This window comes from Lactobacillus leichmannii, from assembly GCF_024701915.1.
GTDB classification, from domain to species: domain Bacteria; phylum Bacillota; class Bacilli; order Lactobacillales; family Lactobacillaceae; genus Lactobacillus; species Lactobacillus delbrueckii.
This window is the reverse complement of sequence record NZ_QOCY01000042.1, coordinates 23,937-44,058: the sequence shown is the minus strand read 5'-3', so window position 1 is coordinate 44,058 and position 20,122 is coordinate 23,937. Positions and strand designations below refer to the sequence as shown.

At 51.6% G+C, this 20,122-nt stretch carries 23 protein-coding genes, 1 pseudogene and 1 other annotated feature; of the genes and pseudogenes, 2 read left to right on the top strand and 22 right to left on the bottom strand.

Annotated elements, in window-relative coordinates; all coding sequences use genetic code 11:
- Positions 1-615 carry a guanylate kinase gene (gmk, locus tag DS743_RS04605; protein ID WP_002879689.1) on the bottom strand — a complete coding sequence of 205 codons (615 nt, stop codon included), beginning with the start codon at positions 613-615 and terminating at the stop codon, positions 1-3.
- Positions 616-788: 173 nt separating this feature from the next.
- On the opposite strand from gmk, the gene DS743_RS04600 reads away from it, so the two are divergent.
- A complete protein-coding gene (locus DS743_RS04600) occupies positions 789-1,094 on the top strand; it encodes a hypothetical protein (RefSeq protein ID WP_003615513.1) in 306 nt (101 codons plus the stop codon).
- A gap of 209 nt (positions 1,095-1,303) precedes the next feature.
- On the opposite strand, the pseudogene DS743_RS04595 reads toward DS743_RS04600, so the two are convergent.
- From DS743_RS04595 to rplU, 13 genes and pseudogenes are all read right to left on the bottom strand, one after another.
- Positions 1,304-1,402: pseudogene (locus DS743_RS04595) on the bottom strand (ABC transporter substrate-binding protein); the annotation flags it as partial.
- 155 nt (positions 1,403-1,557) lie between these two features.
- Positions 1,558-3,246 (bottom strand): DNA repair protein RecN, encoded by a 1,689-nt coding sequence (gene recN / locus DS743_RS04590; protein WP_035184668.1) that lies wholly within the window; start codon positions 3,244-3,246, stop codon positions 1,558-1,560.
- Between the two features lie 21 nt (positions 3,247-3,267).
- Positions 3,268-4,083 (bottom strand): TlyA family RNA methyltransferase, encoded by an 816-nt coding sequence (locus tag DS743_RS04585; RefSeq protein WP_016396442.1) that lies wholly within the window; start codon positions 4,081-4,083, stop codon positions 3,268-3,270.
- Positions 4,083-4,946 carry a polyprenyl synthetase family protein gene (locus tag DS743_RS04580; protein WP_035184670.1) on the bottom strand — a complete coding sequence of 288 codons (864 nt, stop codon included), beginning with the start codon at positions 4,944-4,946 and terminating at the stop codon, positions 4,083-4,085. The genes DS743_RS04585 and DS743_RS04580 overlap by 1 nt, the downstream gene beginning before the upstream one ends.
- Before the next feature lie 4 nt (positions 4,947-4,950).
- Positions 4,951-5,190: an exodeoxyribonuclease VII small subunit gene (locus DS743_RS04575; RefSeq protein ID WP_002879682.1), complete on the bottom strand. Its 240-nt coding sequence runs from the start codon at positions 5,188-5,190 to the stop codon at positions 4,951-4,953.
- A complete protein-coding gene (gene xseA / locus DS743_RS04570) occupies positions 5,183-6,553 on the bottom strand; it encodes an exodeoxyribonuclease VII large subunit (protein WP_035184672.1) in 1,371 nt (456 codons plus the stop codon). The genes DS743_RS04575 and xseA overlap by 8 nt, the downstream gene beginning before the upstream one ends.
- Positions 6,540-7,391 carry a bifunctional methylenetetrahydrofolate dehydrogenase/methenyltetrahydrofolate cyclohydrolase gene (locus tag DS743_RS04565; protein WP_035184674.1) on the bottom strand — a complete coding sequence of 284 codons (852 nt, stop codon included), beginning with the start codon at positions 7,389-7,391 and terminating at the stop codon, positions 6,540-6,542. Before DS743_RS04565 ends, xseA begins: the two co-directional genes overlap by 14 nt.
- A gap of 48 nt (positions 7,392-7,439) precedes the next feature.
- Positions 7,440-7,838, bottom strand: coding sequence for a transcription antitermination factor NusB (gene nusB, locus DS743_RS04560; protein ID WP_002879679.1), 399 nt, complete (start codon positions 7,836-7,838; stop codon positions 7,440-7,442).
- Entirely contained in the window at positions 7,838-8,272 is a 435-nt protein-coding gene (locus tag DS743_RS04555; RefSeq protein ID WP_002879678.1) for an Asp23/Gls24 family envelope stress response protein, read from the bottom strand. The genes nusB and DS743_RS04555 overlap by 1 nt, the downstream gene beginning before the upstream one ends.
- 19 nt (positions 8,273-8,291) lie before the next feature.
- On the bottom strand, positions 8,292-8,858 hold the full coding sequence (gene efp, locus DS743_RS04550; protein WP_025895739.1) for an elongation factor P: 567 nt from the start codon (positions 8,856-8,858) through the stop codon (positions 8,292-8,294).
- Positions 8,859-8,927: 69 nt separating this feature from the next.
- A complete protein-coding gene (locus DS743_RS04545; RefSeq protein ID WP_004560635.1) occupies positions 8,928-10,034 on the bottom strand; it encodes a M24 family metallopeptidase in 1,107 nt (368 codons plus the stop codon).
- Positions 10,035-10,178: 144 nt separating this feature from the next.
- Positions 10,179-10,478: a 50S ribosomal protein L27 gene (gene rpmA / locus DS743_RS04540; protein WP_002879309.1), complete on the bottom strand. Its 300-nt coding sequence runs from the start codon at positions 10,476-10,478 to the stop codon at positions 10,179-10,181.
- Positions 10,479-10,493: 15 nt separating this feature from the next.
- Positions 10,494-10,805, bottom strand: coding sequence for a 50S ribosomal protein L21 (gene rplU / locus DS743_RS04535; RefSeq protein ID WP_003618434.1), 312 nt, complete (start codon positions 10,803-10,805; stop codon positions 10,494-10,496).
- A 16-nt stretch (positions 10,806-10,821) separates the two neighbouring features.
- Positions 10,822-10,898 (bottom strand) — a sequence feature (ribosomal protein L21 leader region).
- Between the two features lie 148 nt (positions 10,899-11,046).
- Here rplU and DS743_RS04530 point away from each other — a divergent pair.
- Positions 11,047-11,403: an arsenate reductase family protein gene (locus DS743_RS04530; protein ID WP_013439856.1), complete on the top strand. Its 357-nt coding sequence runs from the start codon at positions 11,047-11,049 to the stop codon at positions 11,401-11,403.
- Between the two features lie 41 nt (positions 11,404-11,444).
- Here DS743_RS04530 and DS743_RS04525 read toward each other — a convergent pair whose 3' ends face one another.
- The 8 genes from DS743_RS04525 to purD form a co-directional block, all read right to left on the bottom strand.
- The gene (locus DS743_RS04525) at positions 11,445-12,572 is read right to left on the bottom strand and encodes a trans-sulfuration enzyme family protein (RefSeq protein WP_035184676.1); all 1,128 of its coding nucleotides are present in this window, start codon (positions 12,570-12,572) and stop codon (positions 11,445-11,447) included.
- Positions 12,573-12,598: 26 nt separating this feature from the next.
- Positions 12,599-13,741 carry a trans-sulfuration enzyme family protein gene (locus tag DS743_RS04520; protein ID WP_035184677.1) on the bottom strand — a complete coding sequence of 381 codons (1,143 nt, stop codon included), beginning with the start codon at positions 13,739-13,741 and terminating at the stop codon, positions 12,599-12,601.
- Between the two features lie 157 nt (positions 13,742-13,898).
- On the bottom strand, positions 13,899-14,603 hold the full coding sequence (locus DS743_RS04515; protein ID WP_219995254.1) for an ABC transporter ATP-binding protein: 705 nt from the start codon (positions 14,601-14,603) through the stop codon (positions 13,899-13,901).
- A 4-nt stretch (positions 14,604-14,607) separates the two neighbouring features.
- Positions 14,608-15,384 carry an ABC transporter ATP-binding protein gene (locus DS743_RS04510; RefSeq protein ID WP_002879303.1) on the bottom strand — a complete coding sequence of 259 codons (777 nt, stop codon included), beginning with the start codon at positions 15,382-15,384 and terminating at the stop codon, positions 14,608-14,610.
- A gap of 15 nt (positions 15,385-15,399) precedes the next feature.
- Positions 15,400-16,374 carry a branched-chain amino acid ABC transporter permease gene (locus DS743_RS04505; protein WP_025895976.1) on the bottom strand — a complete coding sequence of 325 codons (975 nt, stop codon included), beginning with the start codon at positions 16,372-16,374 and terminating at the stop codon, positions 15,400-15,402.
- 14 nt (positions 16,375-16,388) lie between these two features.
- Positions 16,389-17,267, bottom strand: a complete 879-nt coding sequence (locus DS743_RS04500; RefSeq protein ID WP_004560604.1) for a branched-chain amino acid ABC transporter permease — start codon at positions 17,265-17,267, stop codon at positions 16,389-16,391.
- A 48-nt stretch (positions 17,268-17,315) separates the two neighbouring features.
- Positions 17,316-18,509 (bottom strand): ABC transporter substrate-binding protein, encoded by a 1,194-nt coding sequence (locus tag DS743_RS04495; RefSeq protein WP_035184834.1) that lies wholly within the window; start codon positions 18,507-18,509, stop codon positions 17,316-17,318.
- 339 nt (positions 18,510-18,848) lie between these two features.
- A complete protein-coding gene (gene purD / locus DS743_RS04490; protein ID WP_035184681.1) occupies positions 18,849-20,114 on the bottom strand; it encodes a phosphoribosylamine--glycine ligase in 1,266 nt (421 codons plus the stop codon).
- Between the last annotated feature and the right edge of the window lie 8 nt (positions 20,115-20,122).

Below are 20,122 nucleotides of genomic sequence, written 5' to 3'. Positions count from 1 at the left end.
TTAGTCCTCCTTAACCATTTTCCGATAATCGCCGATCACGCGCTTGACGCTGACGTGTTCAGCGTCAACGATTGCTTTAATGTGGTTGACGGCGTTGGCGACAGTGTCGTTGACTACCGCATAATCATAGTCCTGCATCACCAGAATTTCCTTGCGCGCTTGGGCAATTCTGCCCCGGATCACGTCTTCGGATTCCGTGCCCCGGTGTTCCAGCCGGTCTCTTAAAGTGTGCAGGTCAGGCGGCGTCAAGAAAATAAAGACGCCTTCTGGCATTTGTTGGCGAACCGTTCTGGCCCCGTTGACATCGATTTCCAGCAAGACGTCCTTGCCGGCAGCCAACATTTCCTTGACCGGGCCCAAAGGGGTCCCGTAAAGGTTGCCGACGTATTCGTTGTATTCCAGCAGCTGATTGTCAGCAATCGCCTGCTTGAATTCTTCCCTGGTCACGAAGTAGTAGTCTTTCCCGTTCACTTCGCCTTCACGGGGCTTGCGGGTAGTCATTGAGACTGAGTATTCGAAGGGGAAGACCTTGTGTTCAACAATTGCGCTTTTGACGGTTCCCTTGCCCACCCCGGACGGGCCGGACAAAACCAACAGTAATCCTTTATCTGCCATGATAGCTCCTTTTTTGACTAGTAATTCTATTTTGGACCATAAGCGCCTTCTGATCAAGTCTTAAGGCCGAAAAAAGCTTTTTTAAAAAAGGGGCTTGCTTTTTCGAATACTTGTTCGTATAATATGTTTACAAACAGGCGTTCGAAAATGATTTACTTAAAGGAGTATTCACCATGTCCAAATTTCAAAACTTTGCCAGCCGAGCCGCTCAGCCCCTTAAGAAGGCCTTTCACTATCTCTTTGCTTATGACGAAGACCGGCTCACCCTCCGCGGCGACAGCCTGGCAGTTAACTTAGCTAAATTGCAGCTGGCCTTCTTGAAGAGGCAGTATCTCCTGGTCACCTTAAATGACGGCAGCTGGCGGGTTGGCAAGATCACCAAGCGGATTTCACCCAGCCGCTTCGTTTTCCGCGATGCCGACAACAAGATTTTTTACTTGCTTGACATTAATGACATTTTAACAGTTGAGCTGCCTTAAAGCAAAAAAGAGCCTGGCTTTTCCAGACTCTTTTTGCAGTTATGTTCTCTTACGCTTTTCGTTATTTCACGCTGGCGTACTTGAACTGCCAGCCGCCGAGGTTGTCGTTGTAGACATTATTGATTTCCGGTCTGATCAAGTAAGCAGTTGAGATAGTACTTATTCTTGACCATCTTCCAAGACAGGTTGGACCCCGTCCAGCCCTTTTACATATACGGCCAGTTATAAAGCATGTACTTTGAAGCCGTCCCGTAGTTGGACCCGTACTTCTTGACCGCCTTTTCTGCCTGCGGGAAGAAGAGGGCGAATCTGGGAGTATGTTTAAACTTAAATTAAAACAGCAATTATCCATTGTCGACGCTTTTCACCTGCAATTAAAGCAGAAATTGCGTATTCTTCCCATGCGCATGCAAAAAACTCTCCTGCCTTCTGGCAAGAGAGTTATTTTTTTGATAATTATTTTCTAATCTTGTTTCTGCTGACTGGCAATCAGGTCGGCCGCGTTTTGCTCAGCAGCTTCGCTGACATTAGCTCCGGCCATCATCTGGGCGATCATCTTGATGCTGCTGTCTTCATCAAGTTCCTTGACCTGTGTAAAGGTCTCACCGGCTGCAACCTGCTTGGCGATGGCAAAGCGGTGGTCGGCGCTGGCCGCTACCTGCGGGGAGTGGGTGATGGCGATAACCTGCTTTTGGCCGGCAATCGCGTGCATCTTCTTGCCGATGGCCGCTGCCACCCGGCCGGAAACCCCGGTGTCAATTTCATCAAAGACCATGGTGCCAACCGGCTCAACCCGGGAAAAGATAGCCTTTAGGGCCAGGATCAGCCGGGACTGTTCCCCGCCGGAAACGATCTTGACCAGTGGCATTAGCTCTTCGCCTGGGTTTGGCGCGATGTAGAAGGCCAGGTCATCAGTCCCCTTGACCGTGAAATTATCAGTCTTGGCGAAGCGGATGGAGAAACGGGCTTTGTCCATGTACAGGTCAGCCAGTTCATGCTTGATCGCTTCTTCCAGCTTCAAGGCGGTAGATTCTCTGGCCTGGTGGAGGTCAGCCGCCATGACTGACATTTTTTCCTCAACAGCGGCTATCTGCTTGACCAGTTCTTCTTCGTCAAGGCCACCAGTTTCAAACTGGCTGAGCTCCTTGGAGACTTTTGCATAGAAGTCAAAAACGTCTGCCAGGCTTGGTCCATACTTCTTCTTCAAGTTGTTCAAGAGGTCCAGGCGGTTTTGCACGTACTGGTAGCGTTCTTCATCAAATTCCAAGCTGTCCATGATGTCGCCCAGTTCTGAGCGGGCATCGCTCAGCGAATATACCCCGTCAGTAATGGACTGGGCCACATTCTTGAAGTCCTTGTCCAGGTCGGCCAAATCTTCTGCCGTTCCTTGGGCATCCCCCAGCAGGCTGGTTAAGCCATGCTCGTCATCGTCAAAAAGCTGGATCATGAAGTTGGCGGATTCAGCAATCTTCTGGTAATTGTTCAGCTTGTTGAACTCGTCTTCCAAGTTCTGGTCTTCCTGCTCATCCGTCAAATCCGCTTGGGTCAACTCTTCGACCTGGAACTGGAGGATGTCCTGGCGCTGGGCCAGTTCCCGGCTGTCCCGGCGCAGGTGCTCCAGGCGCTGGTTAAGGCTTTGCCAGGTCTGGTATTCAGCCTGGTACTTGCATAAAAGGGTCTTGAAGTCCTTGCCCGCGTATTCATCGACTAGGTCAATCTGCCGGCTTTGGTCCATCAGCATCTGCTGGTCGTTTTGGCCATGGATGTCGACCAGGTACTCACCAATTTTTGCCAAAGCGGTGATGGTGGTCAGTTGCCCGTTGATCCGGATGACGTTCCGGCCCTTGCTGGAAATCTCCCGGCTGATGATCAGGTCATCACCGTCCATCGGCAGGCCGTAGTCATCCGCGATTTGTTCAACTTCCCGCATTTCCTCATCTTGCAGGGTAAAAAGGCCCGTCACCACTGCCTTGCTCTGGCCAGACCGGACCATTTCTTTTTGGGCCCGGTGGCCCAGCAAAAGTGACAAAGCATCGATCAAGATGGACTTGCCGGCCCCGGTTTCCCCGATCAGGACTGTCATTTGCGGCTGAAACTTGATTTTCAGACTCTTAATGATAGCAAAATTCTGGATATCCAATTCGACAAGCATAAGCGTCTCACAGCATCCTTTCTACAGACCCTGGGCAGCCCGGTCAACCAGCTCGCTGACTGAGCTGGACCAGAGATTCTGCCCTGGATTTGCCTGGTCCTTCTTCAAGTGAAGCAAAAATTCAATATTCCCCTTGCCGCCCTTGATTGGTGAATAGTCAACGCCCAAAATGGAAAAGCCAATTTCCAGGGCCTTGGCCATAGTGTGCTCGATCACTGCCTGGTGAACCGCGTGGTCCCGGACGATCCCGTGCTTGCCGACATTTTCCGGACCGGCCTCAAACTGGGGCTTGATCAAACAGACGGCATCCCCCTGGTCTTTCAAGATTTCATACATCGGCGGCATGATCAAGTCCAGGGAGATAAACGACACGTCGGTCATGGCGAAGTCCGGCAGGCCTTCGGTAAAGTCGGCGGGAACCGAGTAGCGGAAGTTCTGCCGCTCCATCACCACCACCCGGGGGTCATCCCGCAGCTGCCAGGCCAGTTGGTTATAGCCCACGTCCAAGGCATAGACCAGCTTGGCCCCATTTTGCAGGGCTACGTCGGTAAAGCCACCAGTTGAAGCCCCGATATCCAGGCAGACCTTGTCTTTTAAGTCAATGTTCCAGACCTTGACCGCCTTTTCCAATTTGAAACCGCCCCGGGAAACATACTTGAGCTTATCCTTTTTAATGAAAAATTCCTCGTCAACGGGAAACTTCTCCCCGGCCTTATCGATCCGCTGGTGGTTGTGGTCAGTTACAAGACCCGCCATGATGGCTCTTTGGGCCTGAGTTCTGGAGTTAAAAATTCCCTTGGCGGCCAATAATACGTCCGCGCGTTCTTTACTTGCCATTACAGTACCTTCTGATATAAATCCAAAAAGCCCAGCAAAATTTCTGCCTTTTCCCCGGCCAGGTCAGCCTTGCCTTTTTCAATCAGCTGCTTGAGTTCATTTCTGGTTGCCTCTGCCCCCAGCATGGTCAAGCTGTTTTTCTTGCCCACTTCCTGGTCCTTATGGGTCGCCTTGCCCGCTTCTTCCTGGCTTTCAACGATGTCTACCAGGTCGTCATAGAGCTGGTAAGAGCGGCCAAAGTGCTTGGCGAAGGCCAGGTACTTTTGGGCCTGCTGGTCAGGGCAAGCAGCTAATGCCGTGGCCATCTGAACGCTGGCCAAAATCAAGCAGCCGGTCTTCAGCCATTCCATGTGGTCAATCACTTCTTCACTGCTGTCTTCATTGTTGGTGGTATCGATGTCCAGATATTGGCCAGCCACCATCCCCTTTGGACCCACAGCTTCAGTAATGATCTCGACCAGCTTCCAGTTATGTTCAGCCTGGGCGATCCACTGGATACCTAAAGGCTGGAGGGCATCCCCGGCCAAAATAGCTTCAGCTTCGCCCCATTTCTTGTGGCTGGTCAATTCCCCCCGCCGGTAATCGTCATTGTCCATGGCCGGCAGGTCATCGTGGATCAAAGAATAGGTATGGATCAGTTCAATCCCGCAGGCGGCCTGGACTTCTTTTTCGGTGATCTCAACGCCCAAGGCGTCTAAAGTTGCCAAAAAGAGCAAAGGCCGCAGGCGCTTGCCCCCAGCCATAACTGAATAAGCCATGATTTCAGCAAAACGGGGGTCATCGCTTTCTTTTGCCAGTTGTCCTTCTAAAAAATCATTGATGATTGGCGTGTACTTAGCTTGAAATTCTTTAAAAGTTGTCATGGCTTTATTCCTTTGGTGCTGAAGCATCGGTTGGATCAAGTTCCTTCTCGCTGCCATCAGACTCGATCAACTTGGCCACGGTGTTTTCGGCCTTGGTCAATTCCTGCTTCAATTCCCGGCTCAGCTTGACTCCGGTCTGGAACTGGGCCAATGATTCTTCCAGTGACAACTGGCCATTTTCCAGCTGGCCAACGATTTCCTGCAGCTCCTTGAGCTGGCTTTCAAAATTGTTCTTCTCAGTCATTCTTTCCTTCCTTAATCTCTTCAATCCGGCCGATGGCCTGGCCATCCTTTAAGTGCAGGCGAACCTGGTCGCCTGGAGCCAATTGCTGAACTGACTTGACCACGTTGCCGCTCGCGTCAGTCGTGTAGCTATAGCCCCGGGCCAGGGTCTTTAAAGGACTGTAGTCGTCCAGCTGCTGGACGGCCTGCCGGCAGGCAGCCTGCTTTTGTTCCAGAATCCGCTTGATCCCCATTTCCAGGCTCTTGGCCAGGTAGCTGTTTTCCTGCTTAAGCTGCTTGATTCTCCGGTCTGGGGCCTGGTGCTGGAGGCGCTGGGTCAAAAGGCTGAGCTTTTGCCCCTGGTCTTTGACAATTACTTCCATCATCTGGCTCAGCTGCTGGGACAATTGGTCGACCTGCTGCATCTTCTGCTCATAGAGGCGCTGGGGCTCTTTCATGATAAAAGAATTCTCCAGCTGGGCCAGGGCCTGGGCCCGGACCTGGATCACGGCCCGGATGTCGGTCAAAAGCCGGGTCTGCAGCTGGCCAATTTCAGCCAGGACCAGGGTCAGGGCCGGCGTCGCCATTTCAGCGGCTGCCGTTGGCGTAGCCGCCCGGCAGTCAGCTGCCAGGTCACAGAGGGTGGTATCTGTTTCGTGACCAACTGATGAAATCACCGGCATCTTCATAGCATAAACCTGGCGGACCACTTCTTCTTCGTTAAAAGGCCACAGGTCTTCTAAAGACCCGCCCCCCCGGCCGATAATGAGCACGTCATATTCATCTGCCCGGGCTTGGATCTGCTGCATAGCAGAAACCAAGCTGCCAGCTGCGCTTTCCCCTTGCACCTGGGCTGGGAAAAGGTCAATTTCAGCGTGCGGGAAGCGGCGGTTAGCCGTTACCATGATGTCGTGGATGACCGCCCCGGAGGCTGAAGTCACAACAGCGATCTTATCTGGAAAAAGGGGCAGAGGGCGCTTGTGCTCTTGGGCAAAGAGGCCTTCTTTAGCCAGCTTCTCCTGCAGCTGCCTAAAGCGTTCATACAAGGCACCAAGGCCGGCCGGTTCCATGCTTTTGGCATAAAACTGGTAGCTGCCCTGGGCTTCATAAGTTGACAAGCGGCCGGTCACGTAGACCTTCATCCCTTCTTCCGGCTCGAACTTAACCTTGTCAAAGTCTCCGCGGAACATCACCACATTGATTTTAGACTTGTCGTCTTTTAAAGAAAAGTACTGGTGACCACCTCTCCGGAAGCGGAAATTCGACAATTCCCCTTGGAGAAAAATTTGCCGCAGGTAGGGATCCCGGTCAAATTTCAGCTTAACATACCAATTTAATTCGCTGACAGTCAGGTACTTTTCGTCCGTCCCCTTAATCGAGTCCATGCTGTCTCCTCGTCAATTTGATGACTTCTTCCATTAAAAACTCTACCGTCAAAGGGCCAACCCCGCCAGGCACAGGCGTGATCCAGCTGGCCTTTTCTTTAACGGGGGCAAAATCAACGTCACCGACCAGGTGGCCGTCCACCCGGTTGATGCCTACATCAATCACGACCGCCCCTTCTTTAACCATGTCCGCCTTGATCATTTTCGCCTTGCCGACCGCGCAGACCAGGATGTCGGCCTGCTTGGTCAAGTCAGCCAAGTTCCGGCTGCGGGAGTGCAGGATTGAGACAGAAGCGTTTCTTTCCAGCATCAAGGCAGCCAGGGGCTTGCCGACAATGTTTGACCGGCCGACAATCACGGCGTTCTTGCCAGTCAAGTCAATTTGGTAGTGGTCCAAAAGGGCAATGATGCCGGCAGCCGTAGCTGGTTCGACAAAGTGCTTGCCCTGCCAGAGGCGGCCGATATTGGCCGGAGTCAGGCAGTCAACGTCCTTCTCCGGATCGATCCTTTCAATGACCCGGTCAGCATTGATCTGCGGGGGAACCGGTAACTGGACCATCAGGCTGGAAACTTCCGGGTCCGCGTTCAAGCTGTCGATCAACTTTAAGACATCCTCTTCGCTTTCATCAGCCGGCAATTGATAAACTACCTGCTTGATGCCCAGCTTCTCAGCCTTCCGCTTCTTGGAGGCGACATAGACCTTGCTGGCCGGATCATCGCCAATATTGATGACGCAGAGCTTGGGACTGACCCCATGCTCTTTTAAGGAAGCCACTTCACTGCCTAACTTTTCCCCTAATTCCCGGGCCAGCTTCTTCCCGTCTAAAATTTCTCCCAAAACTGCCTCCTTAAGAAAAAAAGCCGGCGAAACGCCGGCTTATAAAGATTATTCTTGCACAAAGTTTGCCAATATGCCATTGATGAAGGCCTTTGACTTCGGATCATCAAACTCGTCACACAAGTTCAAAGCCTCGTTGATGGCTGACCGATCTTCAATAACCGGGCTGTACAGCATTTCATACAGGGCTACTTCCAAAATTGCCAAGCTGGTCTTGCTCAGCCGTTCCAAGCGCCAGCCTTGCTTCAAGTTGGCGGAAAGCTTGTCACGCAGTTCAGCCTGCTTGTCGATCACGCCGCTGACCAGTTCCTGGCTGTAGGCCGGCAAAGTATCCAAGTCCAAAGCGGACTTGACATTGTTTTCCAATTCACTGGCCGTCACGCTGGGATCCTGGTTGTACAGATAAATGGCTTGCAGTGCAATTCTTCGACTATCGTGTTGATTCATTACTTATCTTCTTCTTGATCGGGGAATAATGGTTGATCAGCATCTTCAAAGTTCTTTTCATCTTCAGGGAAGACGAGACCAACGACATGAACATCAATGGACTTCAAATTCATATCCGTCATCTGAGTCAACTGCTGCTTCAGAGCTTCTTGAATCTTGCCCGCAACAGCTGGCACGTTGACGCCGTACTTGAGATATACGTAAACGTCAGCCGTCAGTTCGCCGTCTTCATCAACTGAGACGGCAACTCCCTTGCCCCGATCCTCGCGGCCAAAGACACGGCTCAAGCCTGACTTCAAGCCAGCGCGCATCCCGGCAACACCGTCGACCTTCTGAGCTGAAATGCCCAGAATGACTTCGAGTACCTGCAGGTCGATCTTGATTTGATCGCCCTCATCATTGCCGCTTAAAACGATTGTTGAATTATCAGCCATTTTTCCACCTCGAAAACTACTACTTAGAACGTGATACGTATGAACCGTCACTAGTGTTAATCGTCAGCACGTCACCAACATTGATAAAGAATGGCACAGTGACAACCAAACCGGTTTCCATCGTAGCTGGCTTACCACCACCTGATGAGGTATCGCCGCGGATGCCTGGTTCGGTTTCAACGACTTTCAGGTCAACCGTGTTTGGCAGGTCCAGACCCAAGGTTTCACCATTGTGGGAAATAATGTTCACAATCATGTTTTCCTTCAAGTACTTGGCTTCCTGGTCGATCTGAGCGTTTGGCACTTCCAATTGCTCGTAAGTTGCCGTGTCCATGAAGACATAGCTTGAACCGTCGTTGTAAAGGTATTGCATTTGCCGAGTTTGAATGTCAGCCGTTTCGACCTTGGCAGTTGAACGGAAAGTGTATTCTTGAACGGCGCCAGTCCGCAAGCTCTTCAGCTTTGAGCGAACGAAGGCACTGCCCTTACCTGGCTTAACGTGCTGGAATTCAACGATACGCCACAGGTCGTTGTTGTATTCGATCGTGAGGCCGTTCTTGAATTCGTTAACAGAAATCATTGTCATCTGGTAAATCCCCCGTTTCTACATCTTAAATTGTACCAATAAACACTAAATTTTACCATAAAAATAATCTTACAGGTGAATGAGTTCGTCCTTTGGTAAAGTGGACAAAACTTTCGGAGTGTCGCCATTAACCAGAATATCATCTTCGATCCGGACCCCGCCTTGCGGCAGGTAGATGCCTGGTTCAACCGTGTGCACGATCCCGTTTTCCAGGGTCGTCTGACTGAACAAAAATTCCGGCTGACACATTTCATGGATTTCCAGGCCGATTCCGTGTCCAATCCCATGGCCGAAGTATTGGCCGTAGCCGGCGTTATTGATGTAGCCCCGGGCTGCCTGGTCAACGTCCTTGCCAGTTGCCCCGGCAACAGCGGCGGCAATCCCCCGCTTTTGTGCTTCCAGAACGATCTTGTAGATCTTTTCCAGTTCATCTTCCACGCTGCCCAAAGCGTAGGTTCTGGTAATGTCGGCGGTGTAGCCGTTATATGAAGCGGCCGCGTCAATTACGACCAGTTCGTGCTCTTGCATCAAGCGGTCGCTGGCCACCCCGTGGGCCCAGGAAGAACGGGGACCAGAAGCGATAATTGAGTCATAGCCCGGGCCGTCGCCGCCGTAGAGCTTGAAGAGGTAGTCGAGCTTGGCGCCCACGTCTCTTTCCTTGGCACCTGGCTTAAGCATTGGCAGAACTTCTTCAAAGGCTCTTTCTGAGATTTCAACAGCCTTTTTTAGAGTGGCCAGTTCCAGGTCATCCTTGACATTGCGGACCCGTTCAACGATTTCAGCAGCCATCACCAGGTCAACATCTGGCAGCTGGGATTTGATCGCGTCATATTCATAAGCAGAAACAAATTCTGCTTCGACTAAGAGTTTCTTGACCCCCAGCTTCTTGACTTCTGCCGCGATTTCGGCCGCTTCGTGGCCATGCTTCATGACTACCTTCAGTTCACCCACTGCCTGGGCTTCGATTTGCGGGGCAAAGCGGGAGTCTGACAGAAGCACCCGGTCGCCGTTTTTGGCAATGATCAGCTGGGCTTCTTCACCGGTAAAATTGGTCAGGTAGCGGTAGTTTGCCCGGTTGAAAACCAAGAGGGCATCCGCGTCCTTGTCCTTGATCAAGTCGGCAGTTTCCTTGATCCGTCTGGTCAACAGACTTAACAATTCATTGTTCTTGCTCATAAGCACCATCCTTTTCTGCAGTTTTTAAGCTTTTATTCATGATGCTTTTATTATACAAAAGATCAAGGACTTAAACATGCTTTCCCTGGAAAAAGGGCAAGAAAAAAGCAGGCAGCTGGACTGTCTGCTCCTTTGCCGGCTTGATTATTCAGCGTCTTCTACTGGCAAAACAGAAACTTGCTTCTTGTACTTGCCAAGACGTTCGAACTTAACAACACCGTTAGTCAGTGCGAACAAAGTGTCGTCGCCACCGCGGCCAACGTTCTTGCCTGGGTGGATCTTAGTACCACGTTGACGGTAGATGATTGAGCCGGCGTGTACTTCTTGACCGTCGGCACGCTTTGCGCCCAAACGACGACCAGCTGAGTTACGACCGTTGGTAGTTGAACCACCACCCTTGTGGTGGGCGAGTAACTTTGCGTTTGAAAGAATGTTCATCATCATAGTGTTCACCTCTTACTAAGCTTCGATGCTCTTAACAGTAACCTTGGTGTAAGGTTGACGGTGACCGTACTTAGAATGTGAGTGCTTCTTTGGCTTGTACTTGAAAGTTACAACCTTCTTTTCCTTGCCTTGCTTGTCAACACTAGCAACTACCTTAGCACCTTCAACTAATGGAGTACCAACCTTAACGTCGTCACCATTAGCTACCAGGATAACTTGGTCAAAAACAACTTCTTCGCCAGCTTGTACGTCAAGCTTTTCAACGAAGATACTTTCGCCTTCGGCAACCTTGTATTGCTTGCCACCGGTCTTAATAACTGCGTACATTAGTACACCTCCGTATAAAATTACTTAGACTCGCCATCAAAGGTGCTGCCCAAAGCAGGCTTGTCAACCTTATCTGCGCGGTTGCAGAATCGAGGTATCACTCAAATTGCAACTCTGTTAGTATAGCACGCTTTGCCCGCCTTGCTCAAGTTTTTTTGCCAGGCAAATTCCTGTTTTTGCCAGATTTTTTGCGTTAAACTCAAAAGAGATAATTTAGTAAGGAAGAAATCGAGGGAAAAACATGCCAAAATTCTATGGATACAAGCGCTGCTCCACTTCCCGGAAGGCCCAGAAGTGGTTTGACGACAAGGGCATCAGCTATGACTTCCAGGACCTGGTGGAGACTCCGCCGGAAAAAGACCTGCTCTTGTCCTGGCTGACCAAGTACCAGGACCGCGGCCTGCGATACTTTTTCAACACCAGCGGCCAGCACTACCGGCAAATGGGCCTGAAAGACAAGTTGCCAAATATGACTATAGAGGAAGCCGCTGATCTCTTGTCTAAAGACGGCAAGCTGATCAAACGCCCCCTGGTCGTTGATGACCAGCACTTAACCTGCGGCTTTAAAGAAGAGGTCTACGAGCAGACCTGGAAATAAGCAAAAACAAGTTCCGGCTTCTGGAACTTGTTTTTTTGCTTTTATTCCCCCAAGGCCTGGGCCAGGTCGGCAATCAAGTCGTCCGCGTTTTCCAGGCCCACTGAGAGCCGCAAAAGCCGCGGCGTAATTCCCAGCCTGAGACGCTGGTCTTCTGCAACATCGTCATGGGTCTGGTAGTAAGGAATGGTCAAGAGGCTTTCTGCCCCGCCCAAGCTTTCCGCGAAAGTAATCAGCTTGATGCTCTTGAGAACCCGGTCGACTTCTTCGTCGCTGTCCAAATAGAAGGAGATCATCCCCGCCTTGCCCGGGTAGAGGACTTTTTCCACGTGCGGCGCCTGCTCCAGGAAAGAAACGATCTTTTTCGCGCTGGCCGTGTGCTGCTGCATTCTTAAAGGAAGAGTCTTCAAGCTTCTGGTCAAAAGCCAGCTGTCAAAGGCGGACATAGTGTCGCCAACCGTAATGGTGTACTGGAAGTAAAAGTCGGCCAAAACCGGATCCTTGACCACCACGATCCCGCCTAAAATGTCGTTGTGCCCGCCCAGGTACTTGGTGGCCGAGTGAATGACCACGTCTGCCCCTTGGGTCAGCGGCTTTTGGTAATATGGCGTGTAAAAAGTATTGTCAACGGCCACCAGGATATCAGGATTATAGTCATGAACAGCATCAGCCACGACCTGGATGTCTACGCTCTTCATCATCGGGTTGGACGGGGTTTCCAGCCAAACAAGCTTGGTCTTTGGCGTCAAAAGCCCCAGCAAATTTTCCAAAGTTTCCCCGTTCCAGAGCTTGAACTTGATCTGGAAGTGGTCTTCCAGGTGACGGAAGTAGCGGAAGTCGCCCCCATAAAGGTCGTCTAAGCTGACCACTTCATCCCCGGTCTTCAAAACACTTAAGACCAGCTGGACAGCAGCCATCCCGCTGGCTACAGCGAAACCTTGGCAGCCTCCTTCCAGTTTGGCCAGGGTCTCTTCCACGGTTTTCCGGTTAGGGGTTTCCACCCGGGAATAGGTAAAGCCCTGCAAGCGGTCAAAGTTGACCGCCTGGTCCAAGTCCGGGTGCCGGTAACAGGCCGACAAGTACAAGGGCTGGGCAACCGGATTGGCTCCGTCCTTTATGCTGCCGGCTTCCGCCACGATGGTCTCAAAAGACCGGGTATCTTTTTCTGCCATCTTTTTCCTCCATTTCCTTAAATCCATTATCTTTTAGCTTCGGCCAGGGCCTGGTCAATGTCAGCGATCAAGTCCGCCGCGTCTTCAATGCCCACGGCAAAGCGGATAAGGCCCGGCTTGATGCCGGCGGCCAGCTGCTCATCTTCTGACAGTTCGGCATGGCTCATCTTGCTTGGCAGTTCGACCAGGCTTTCAACCGCCCCTAAGCTTACTGCCAGGCTGAACAGATTTAGACTGTTGACAAAAACTACCGGGTCATAAATATCGTTGTCCAGTTCACAGGAGAAGACCCCGCCCGCCCCCTTGGCCTCTTTGCGCAGGTCATCATAGCCGGCTAGGTCCGGATCACCTGGATAGTAAATCTCGGCGATTCCGGCCTGCTTTTTCAAAAATCCAATAATCGCTTGAACATTTTCCATCTGCCGGTCTAAGCGCAGCGACAAGGTCTTGATCCCCCGGGCAAGTTCATTGGAATCTTCCGGCGACAAAATCCCCCCAATGGCATTTTGCACAAAGTAGACCCGGTCAGCCAGCTCCTCTCCCTTGGCAATAACGGCCCCGGCACTAACATCAGAGTGGCCGGCCAGGTACTTGGTGGCGCTATGAACGACCAGGTCTGCCCCGTATTCAAGCGGGCGCAAAAGATAGGGGCTGATGTCGGTAATAGCCAAGATGCCGTGCTCATGGGCTAATTGGGCAATCCCGGAAACTGGCGTCACCTGCAAAAGTGGATTAGTCACCGGCTCAAAGTAGATTGCCTTGGTATTCGGCTGGATGGCTTTTTCCACTGCCGCCAAATCCCGGGTGTCAACTGCCGTAAATTCCAAGCCCCGGTCTTTGAAGTACTGGTAGACGATCCGGAAGGTGCCCCCATAAATTTGGTCACCGATGACGATATGGTCCCCAGCTGCAAAAATTGCCAAAGCCGCGTGAATCGCCGCCATTCCGCTGGCAAAAACAAAGGCCCGGTCTCCCCCCTCCAAGCAGGCCAGCTGTTCTTCAACGGCATTTCTGGTCGGGTTGCCCGACCGGGAGTAGTCGTACTTTACTTGCGCCCCGATTTTTGGGTAGGCAAAAGTGGTCGCCTTGTAAACCGGCACGGCAACGGCCCCTGTTTGATTGTCATTTTGCCGGGGCTGGTGGACCAGCCGGGTGTTGAATCCCGCCATCTTTTTCCTCCTATTTGTATTAAATCTTATTCCATTATTAACTGTTTTCTTAATCTAAAACTAATTATACCCCAAGGATCAGCCTTTTCCTAGCAGATAAGAACTGAAGAAAAAATAACCTTCGAAAGCAGTTTCCCGCTTTCGAAGGTTATTCTTTTTAACCACCAAGGTAGGCCTTTTGCACGGCCGGGTCGTTGAGCAGGTCCTGCCCGGTGCCGGTCATCTTAACTTCGCCTGAGGCCAAAACGTAGCCCCGGTTGGCAATGCTGAGGGCCTGTCGGGCGTTTTGTTCAATCAAGAGGACAGTCATGCCTTCCTTGTTGATGCTTTTAATAATGTCAAAAATTTCCTGGATGTAGATTGGCGCCAAACCCATGGATGGTTCATCCAGCAAGAGCAGCTTCGGCCGCGCCATCAAGGCCCGGGCCATGGCCAGCATCTGCTGTTCCCCGCCGGAAAGAGTTGCGGCGTCTTGCTTTTGCCGTTCCTTCAAGATCGGGAAGCGTTTAAACATGGCTTCCATGTCCTTTTCCACCCCGTCCTTGTCCTTTCGGAGGTAAGCACCCAGCTGCAAGTTTTCCTTAACCGTCATCCCGGCAAAAATCCGCCGGCCTTCTGGTACCTGGGAAACCCCGGCAGCCACGATCTTAGGCGCGGTCAACTTAGCCAGGGACTGGCCCAGAAAGACGATTTCGCCATTAGCCGGCTTCAAAAGACCGGAGATAGTCTTCAAAATGGTCGACTTGCCGGCTCCGTTGGCCCCGATCAAGGTGACGATTTCGCCCTCCTTAATGTCAAAGCTGACATCGCGGACAGCCTTGATTGCCCCGTAATTGACTGAGAGCTGGTCGACTTCCAAAATTTCTTTAGACATCTGCTCCACCTCCGAGGTAAGCGTTGATAACGGCTTCGTCATTTTGGATTTCACTTGGCGTCCCCTTAGCCAGCAGCTTGCCTTCCGCTAACACATAGATTCTTTCCGCCAGGTTCATGACCAGGGACATGTCGTGTTCAATCAAAAGTACGGCAATCCCATATTCGGTCTGCAGGCGCTTGATCAATCTGGTCAAGTCAGCCGTTTCTTCCGGGTTCATCCCCGCGGCTGGTTCATCCAGGCAGATGATCTTGGGCTCCGTAGCCAGGGCCCGGACGATTTCCACCCGCCGCTGAGTCCCGTATGGGAGACTGCCGGCCGGGAAGTACATGACATCTTCCAGGTCAAAGTCCTTCAAAAGTTCCTTGGCCCGCTCTTCCATGGCTTCTTCCGTCTTATAGTAAGCAGGAAGGCGGAGAACCGCCGTCAGGAAGTTTTCCTTGTAATGGTTGGTCAAGGCGATCAAGACATTTTCCAAAACGGACAACTGGCTGAAGAGGCGGATGTTCTGGAAAGTTCTGGAAATCCCCATCTGGGCCACCTTGTAGGCCTTGGTGTTCTTCTTGACTTCCTGGCCGCCAATCTTGACCGTCCCGGTCGTGGCTGGTCCCACCCCGGTCAGGCAGTTGAAGAAGGTGGTCTTCCCGGCCCCGTTCGGCCCGATCAGGGCAACCAGTTCTTTTTCGCCCACGTGCAGAGAAACATCGTCGACCGCGGTCAAACCGCCAAAGACTTTGGTGATGTGGTCCGCGTTTAAAGCATCTGTCATTTCAGTTCCTCCTCACTACTTGCTTTCTTTTCCGGCCTCTTTCATATCGCCGTCTTGCTTTTTCGTCAAAAGGCGCTTGAAAGAGAATTCCCATTTACCAAACAGACCGCCTGGCTTGAAGATCATGATAATGATCAAAGCGACCGCGTAGAAGACCATCCGCAAAACGCCCAGGCTTTGCAGGGCCGCGTCCAAAACGCCCAAGAGGGTGGTGGCCACGAAGGTCCCGGTAATGCTGCCCAAGCCGCCAAGAACCACAAAGATCAAAATGTTGATTGATTCCATGATCCCGAAGGTGGATGGCACGATCGTCTGCAAGTAAGAAGCGTACAGGGAACCGGCGATCGCTGCCGTTGCCGCCCCTAAAACAAAGGCTGACAACTTCCACTTGGTCGTGTTGACCCCCATGGCTTCAGCCGCGATTTCGTTTTCCCGGATGGAGATAACTGCCCGGCCGTCCCGGCTGTGGATGAAGTTGACGGTCACGATCGTGGTCAAGCAGACAAAGATGTAAACCACGTCCCAGGTCGCAAACTGAGGGATGTTGAACAGACCAGCTGCCCCGTTGGTGATCTTCATGTTGTTGATCACGATTCTGATAATTTCTGCTGCCCCCATCGTCGCGATGGCGAAGTAGTCACCATGCAGGCGCAGGGTTGGAATGCCGACCAGCAAGGCAACAACGATTGAAATGACCACCCCGACCAGAATTGACAGGTAAAAGCCCCCTGCCGTGTTCATCGTCTGGGTCATGATCCCGGTGGCGTATGCCCCCAGGGCCATGAAGCCGGCGTGACCCAAAGAGAATTGTCCTGAAAAGCCGATGACCAGGTTCAGCCCGACCGCCAGAATGATGTTGATCCCAATCGTTACCAGCATGTTTTCAATGAAAGTATTGATCACGCCAGCCAGCATCAAGGTGTTGATCAGGTAAAAGCCTGCCACCATGAGGATCAGCCAGCAAAGATTGTATTTCCAGTTTTTCTTCATCTGACTTCTTCCTCCTAAACCTTTTCAACTTGCTTCTTGCCAAACAGACCGCCCGGCAGGACAAGCAGGATAACAATCAAAACGATGTAGACGGCCGCGTCTCTGAAGGCTGAAAAGCCCATGGCCTGGACAGCCGTTTCCAGAAGACCGATCAAGAAGCCGCCGACAGCCGCGCCTGGGATGGACCCGATCCCGCCGAGCACGGCGGCAACGAAAGCCTTGATCCCTGGCGTCATCCCCATCAGTGGGTCGATTGAGTTGTAGTACAAGCCGATCAGAACGCCGGCTGCTCCAGCCAGGGCACTGCCCAGGGCGAAAGTAATTGAAACCGTGTGGTTGATGTTGATCCCCATCAAGCTGGCTGCATCGTAGTCAGTTGAAACTGACCGCATGGCCCGCCCGGTCTTGGTGTAATTGATGATGTACATCAAGCCCAGCGTCAAGATCAAGGTCGTAACCAGGATGATCAGCTGGATGTTGGAAATCGTCACCCCGCCCAGATCAAAAGTCTTCCGCTTGATAACCTGCGGGAAGTTCCGCGTGTCTGAAGTGACCAGGTAGGACATCCCGTTTTCAAGGAAAAAGGACACTCCAATGGCGGTGATCAAGGCTGCCACCCGGGGGGCGTTTCTTAAAGGCCGGTAGGCAACAGCTTCAATAATCACGCCGGCCAGGCCACAGACAATCATGGCTGTGATCAAGGCGGTGATAAAGCCAAAGTGCAGGTAGTTGATCGTGTAATAACCCCAGTAAGCACCTAGCATGTAGACGTCCCCGTGGGCGAAGTTAAGCAGCTTCGAGATCCCATAAACGATCATGTATCCCAAAGCCAGCAAAGCGTAAATGCTGCCGAGGGAAAGCCCATTTATCAATTGCTGGAAAAATGTTTGCAAGTTTAAAACCTCCTTGACTTGCCTGTGGCATTACCGGCTAAAAATTAATTACTTAACCGTGTAAGCCTTGTTGATCTTGCCGTTAGTCATTTGTTCAACAACGACTGACTTTTGCGGGTTGTGCTTGGAGTCCATAGTGATCTTCCCAGTTACCCCCTTGAAGTTCTTCAGAGTTGCCAGACCCTTTTGGATAGCGCTTGAAGATACTTCGCCTTCCTTCTTGGCCGCGTCGACGATCATGTAAACTGAATCGTAAGCCAGGGAGCTGAAGGTTGCCGGTTCTTCACCGTACTTAGCCTTGTAGGTCTTCAGGAACTTAACAACTTCAGGTTCCTTGGACTTGATTGAGAAGTGGGTGGTGTAGTAAACGTTAGTGGCGTTCTTCTTACCGGCGATTTGGGCCAGTTTTGGTGAACCCATCCCGTCAGCACCAACAACTGGAACGTTTAAGCCCATTTCCCGGGCTTGCTTGAGGATCAGGCCGATTTCAGTGTAGTAGCCTGGCAGGTAGAGGGCATCTGGCTTCTTGCCCTTGATCGTGGTTAGGGTTGAGTTGAAGTCCTTGTCGCCTGATTGGAAGTATTGAGTAGTTACAACCTTGCCGCCCAACTTCTTGAATTCCTTGGTGAAGGACTTGGTCAGACCAGTACCGTAGTCAGTGGAGTTGTCAGCCAGGATAGCCACGCTCTTCTTCTTTAAAGTGTTGTACACGAAGTCAGCTGCCTTCTTACCTTGGAATGGGTCAATGAAGCAGGCACGGAAAGCGTACTTTTGCGTCTGCCCGCTCTTGGTTTGGGTAAATTCAGAGGCAGTGGCTGATGGACCAACCATTGGCACGCCGGCCTTGGTTAGGTTGGCGATTGAAGCAGTCGCGTAAGCCGTGGCTGCCGGGCCGACTTGGGCAACGATCTTGTCGCTGTTGGCCATTTGAGCGGCTACTGAAGCTGCGGTTGAAGTGGATGACTTGTTGTCGCTGATAAACAGCTTAACCTTATAAGTCTTGCCGCCGATCTTAACGCCCTTCTTGTTGATTTCCTGGGCTGCTAATACGACACCCTTCTTTTCTTGCTGGCCGTAGCTGGCAACTGAACCGGAAAGTTCCAGGTTAACCCCGATTCTGATCGTATTGTCGCTGGACTTGTTGCCGGCAGTTGAGCTGGTCTTAGCGGTTGCACAGCCAGTCAGGGCTGCGGCGGACATCATAGTTGCGGCGGCTACGCCGAAAGCTTTCTTAAAATTCATGACGGTTTTCCCCATTTCAATTAAATACATTAGACTTCAACTTCTGTTTTTAACGCTTAAACCTAAATTAAAAAGTCTTCACTCATCCAGTGAGTGAAGACTCTTAATCCGGATCATTGAGCTCACTCACAAATGCTGACGAAGAAGAGCTCATTCAGAGCTCTACATAATTTGCAAGAGAGTAATGACGGCAGCTGAGAACAGCATGGCATTATTCATTTGTTGACACATTTGACATTTCATAATTCTCAGCTCCTTTTAATTTTAAGTTGCTTTTATTTTATTTAACTTCCTCCTTAATGTCAAGCTCATTTATCATTTTTGCTTAATTTTCCAGCTTTAAAAGCGCTTGCCGGTTGCCCGGTAGCCGATATCACGCCGGTAGAATGTCTGCGGGATATCCAGCTTGGCCAGGTAGGCATAAACGTGTTCTTGGGCTTCTTTTAAGTCAGCTGCCTCAGCCCGGACCATCAAGATCCGGCCGCCGCTGCCGGCCAAATCAGCAGCCGGGCCGGTTACGTTGGCACAGTCAACGAAAATGCCATCTTCAGCTGGCAATTGGCCCAGTTTTTGCCCCTTAAGCGGCTTCTTCGGATAGCCTTCAGCGGCCAAAATGACGCCGAGGACTGCCTCAGCCTTTTCTTCAACGGCTGGCATTTCCTCATCATTTACGCAGGCAGCAACCAGTTCCGCAAAATCGCTTTTCAAGCGCGGCAAAACAACTTCCGTTTCCGGGTCACCCAGGCGAACATTGTATTCGATCATTTTCGGCCCCTGCTTAGTCATCATGAGGCCCAGGTACAAAACGCCGTGGTAGTCATAGCCGCCAGCCAGCAGACCCTTGGCCGTCGGTTCAACCAACTGGTCAACGATTTCCTGGTATTCAGCCTGGCTCAATTGCGGAACCGGGCTGTATGAGCCCATCCCGCCGGTGTTCGGCCCCTTGTCGCCGTCATAGGCCCGCTTGTGGTCCTGAGCCAGAGGCAGGAGGCGGTAATTGCCCCCCTGCATAACGGCAAAGACGGAGTATTCCGGGCCAGTCAGGAATTCTTCAAGAACTACCTGCTTTTGCCCCTTGGCAAACATTTCCGTCAAAGTACTTTCCGCCGTTTCCTGGTCTTCAGCGATGATCACGCCTTTCCCGTCGGCCAGGCCGTCTTCTTTCAAAACGACTGGCAAGCCAAAGTCTAGCAAGGCACTAATGGCAGTTTCTGCACTCTGGAAGGTTTCATAACGCGGGTGCGGCACCTGGTACTTTTCCATGAACTGCAGAGCATAGTCTTTTGACCCTTCCAATTGGGCTGCTCTGGCATTAGGCCCGAAGATCTTCAAGTCAAAAGCATGGAAGTAGTCAACAATCCCGGCTACCAAGGCATCTTCCGGACCCACAAAGGTCCAGGCAATGTCTTCCTTAATAGCAAAGTCCTTCAAGGCCTTGAAGTCGTCTTCTGCAATACCGGTAGCTTTAACGCCGATCGCGGCCATGCCGGAGTTGCCCGGCGCGCAGAAAACTTCTGCAACGTGCGGGCTCTTCTTCAAAGCGCGGGCGACGGCGAATTCCCGGCCGCCAGACCCGACTACCAAAATTTTCAGCTTGTCTTTCATTTTTTATC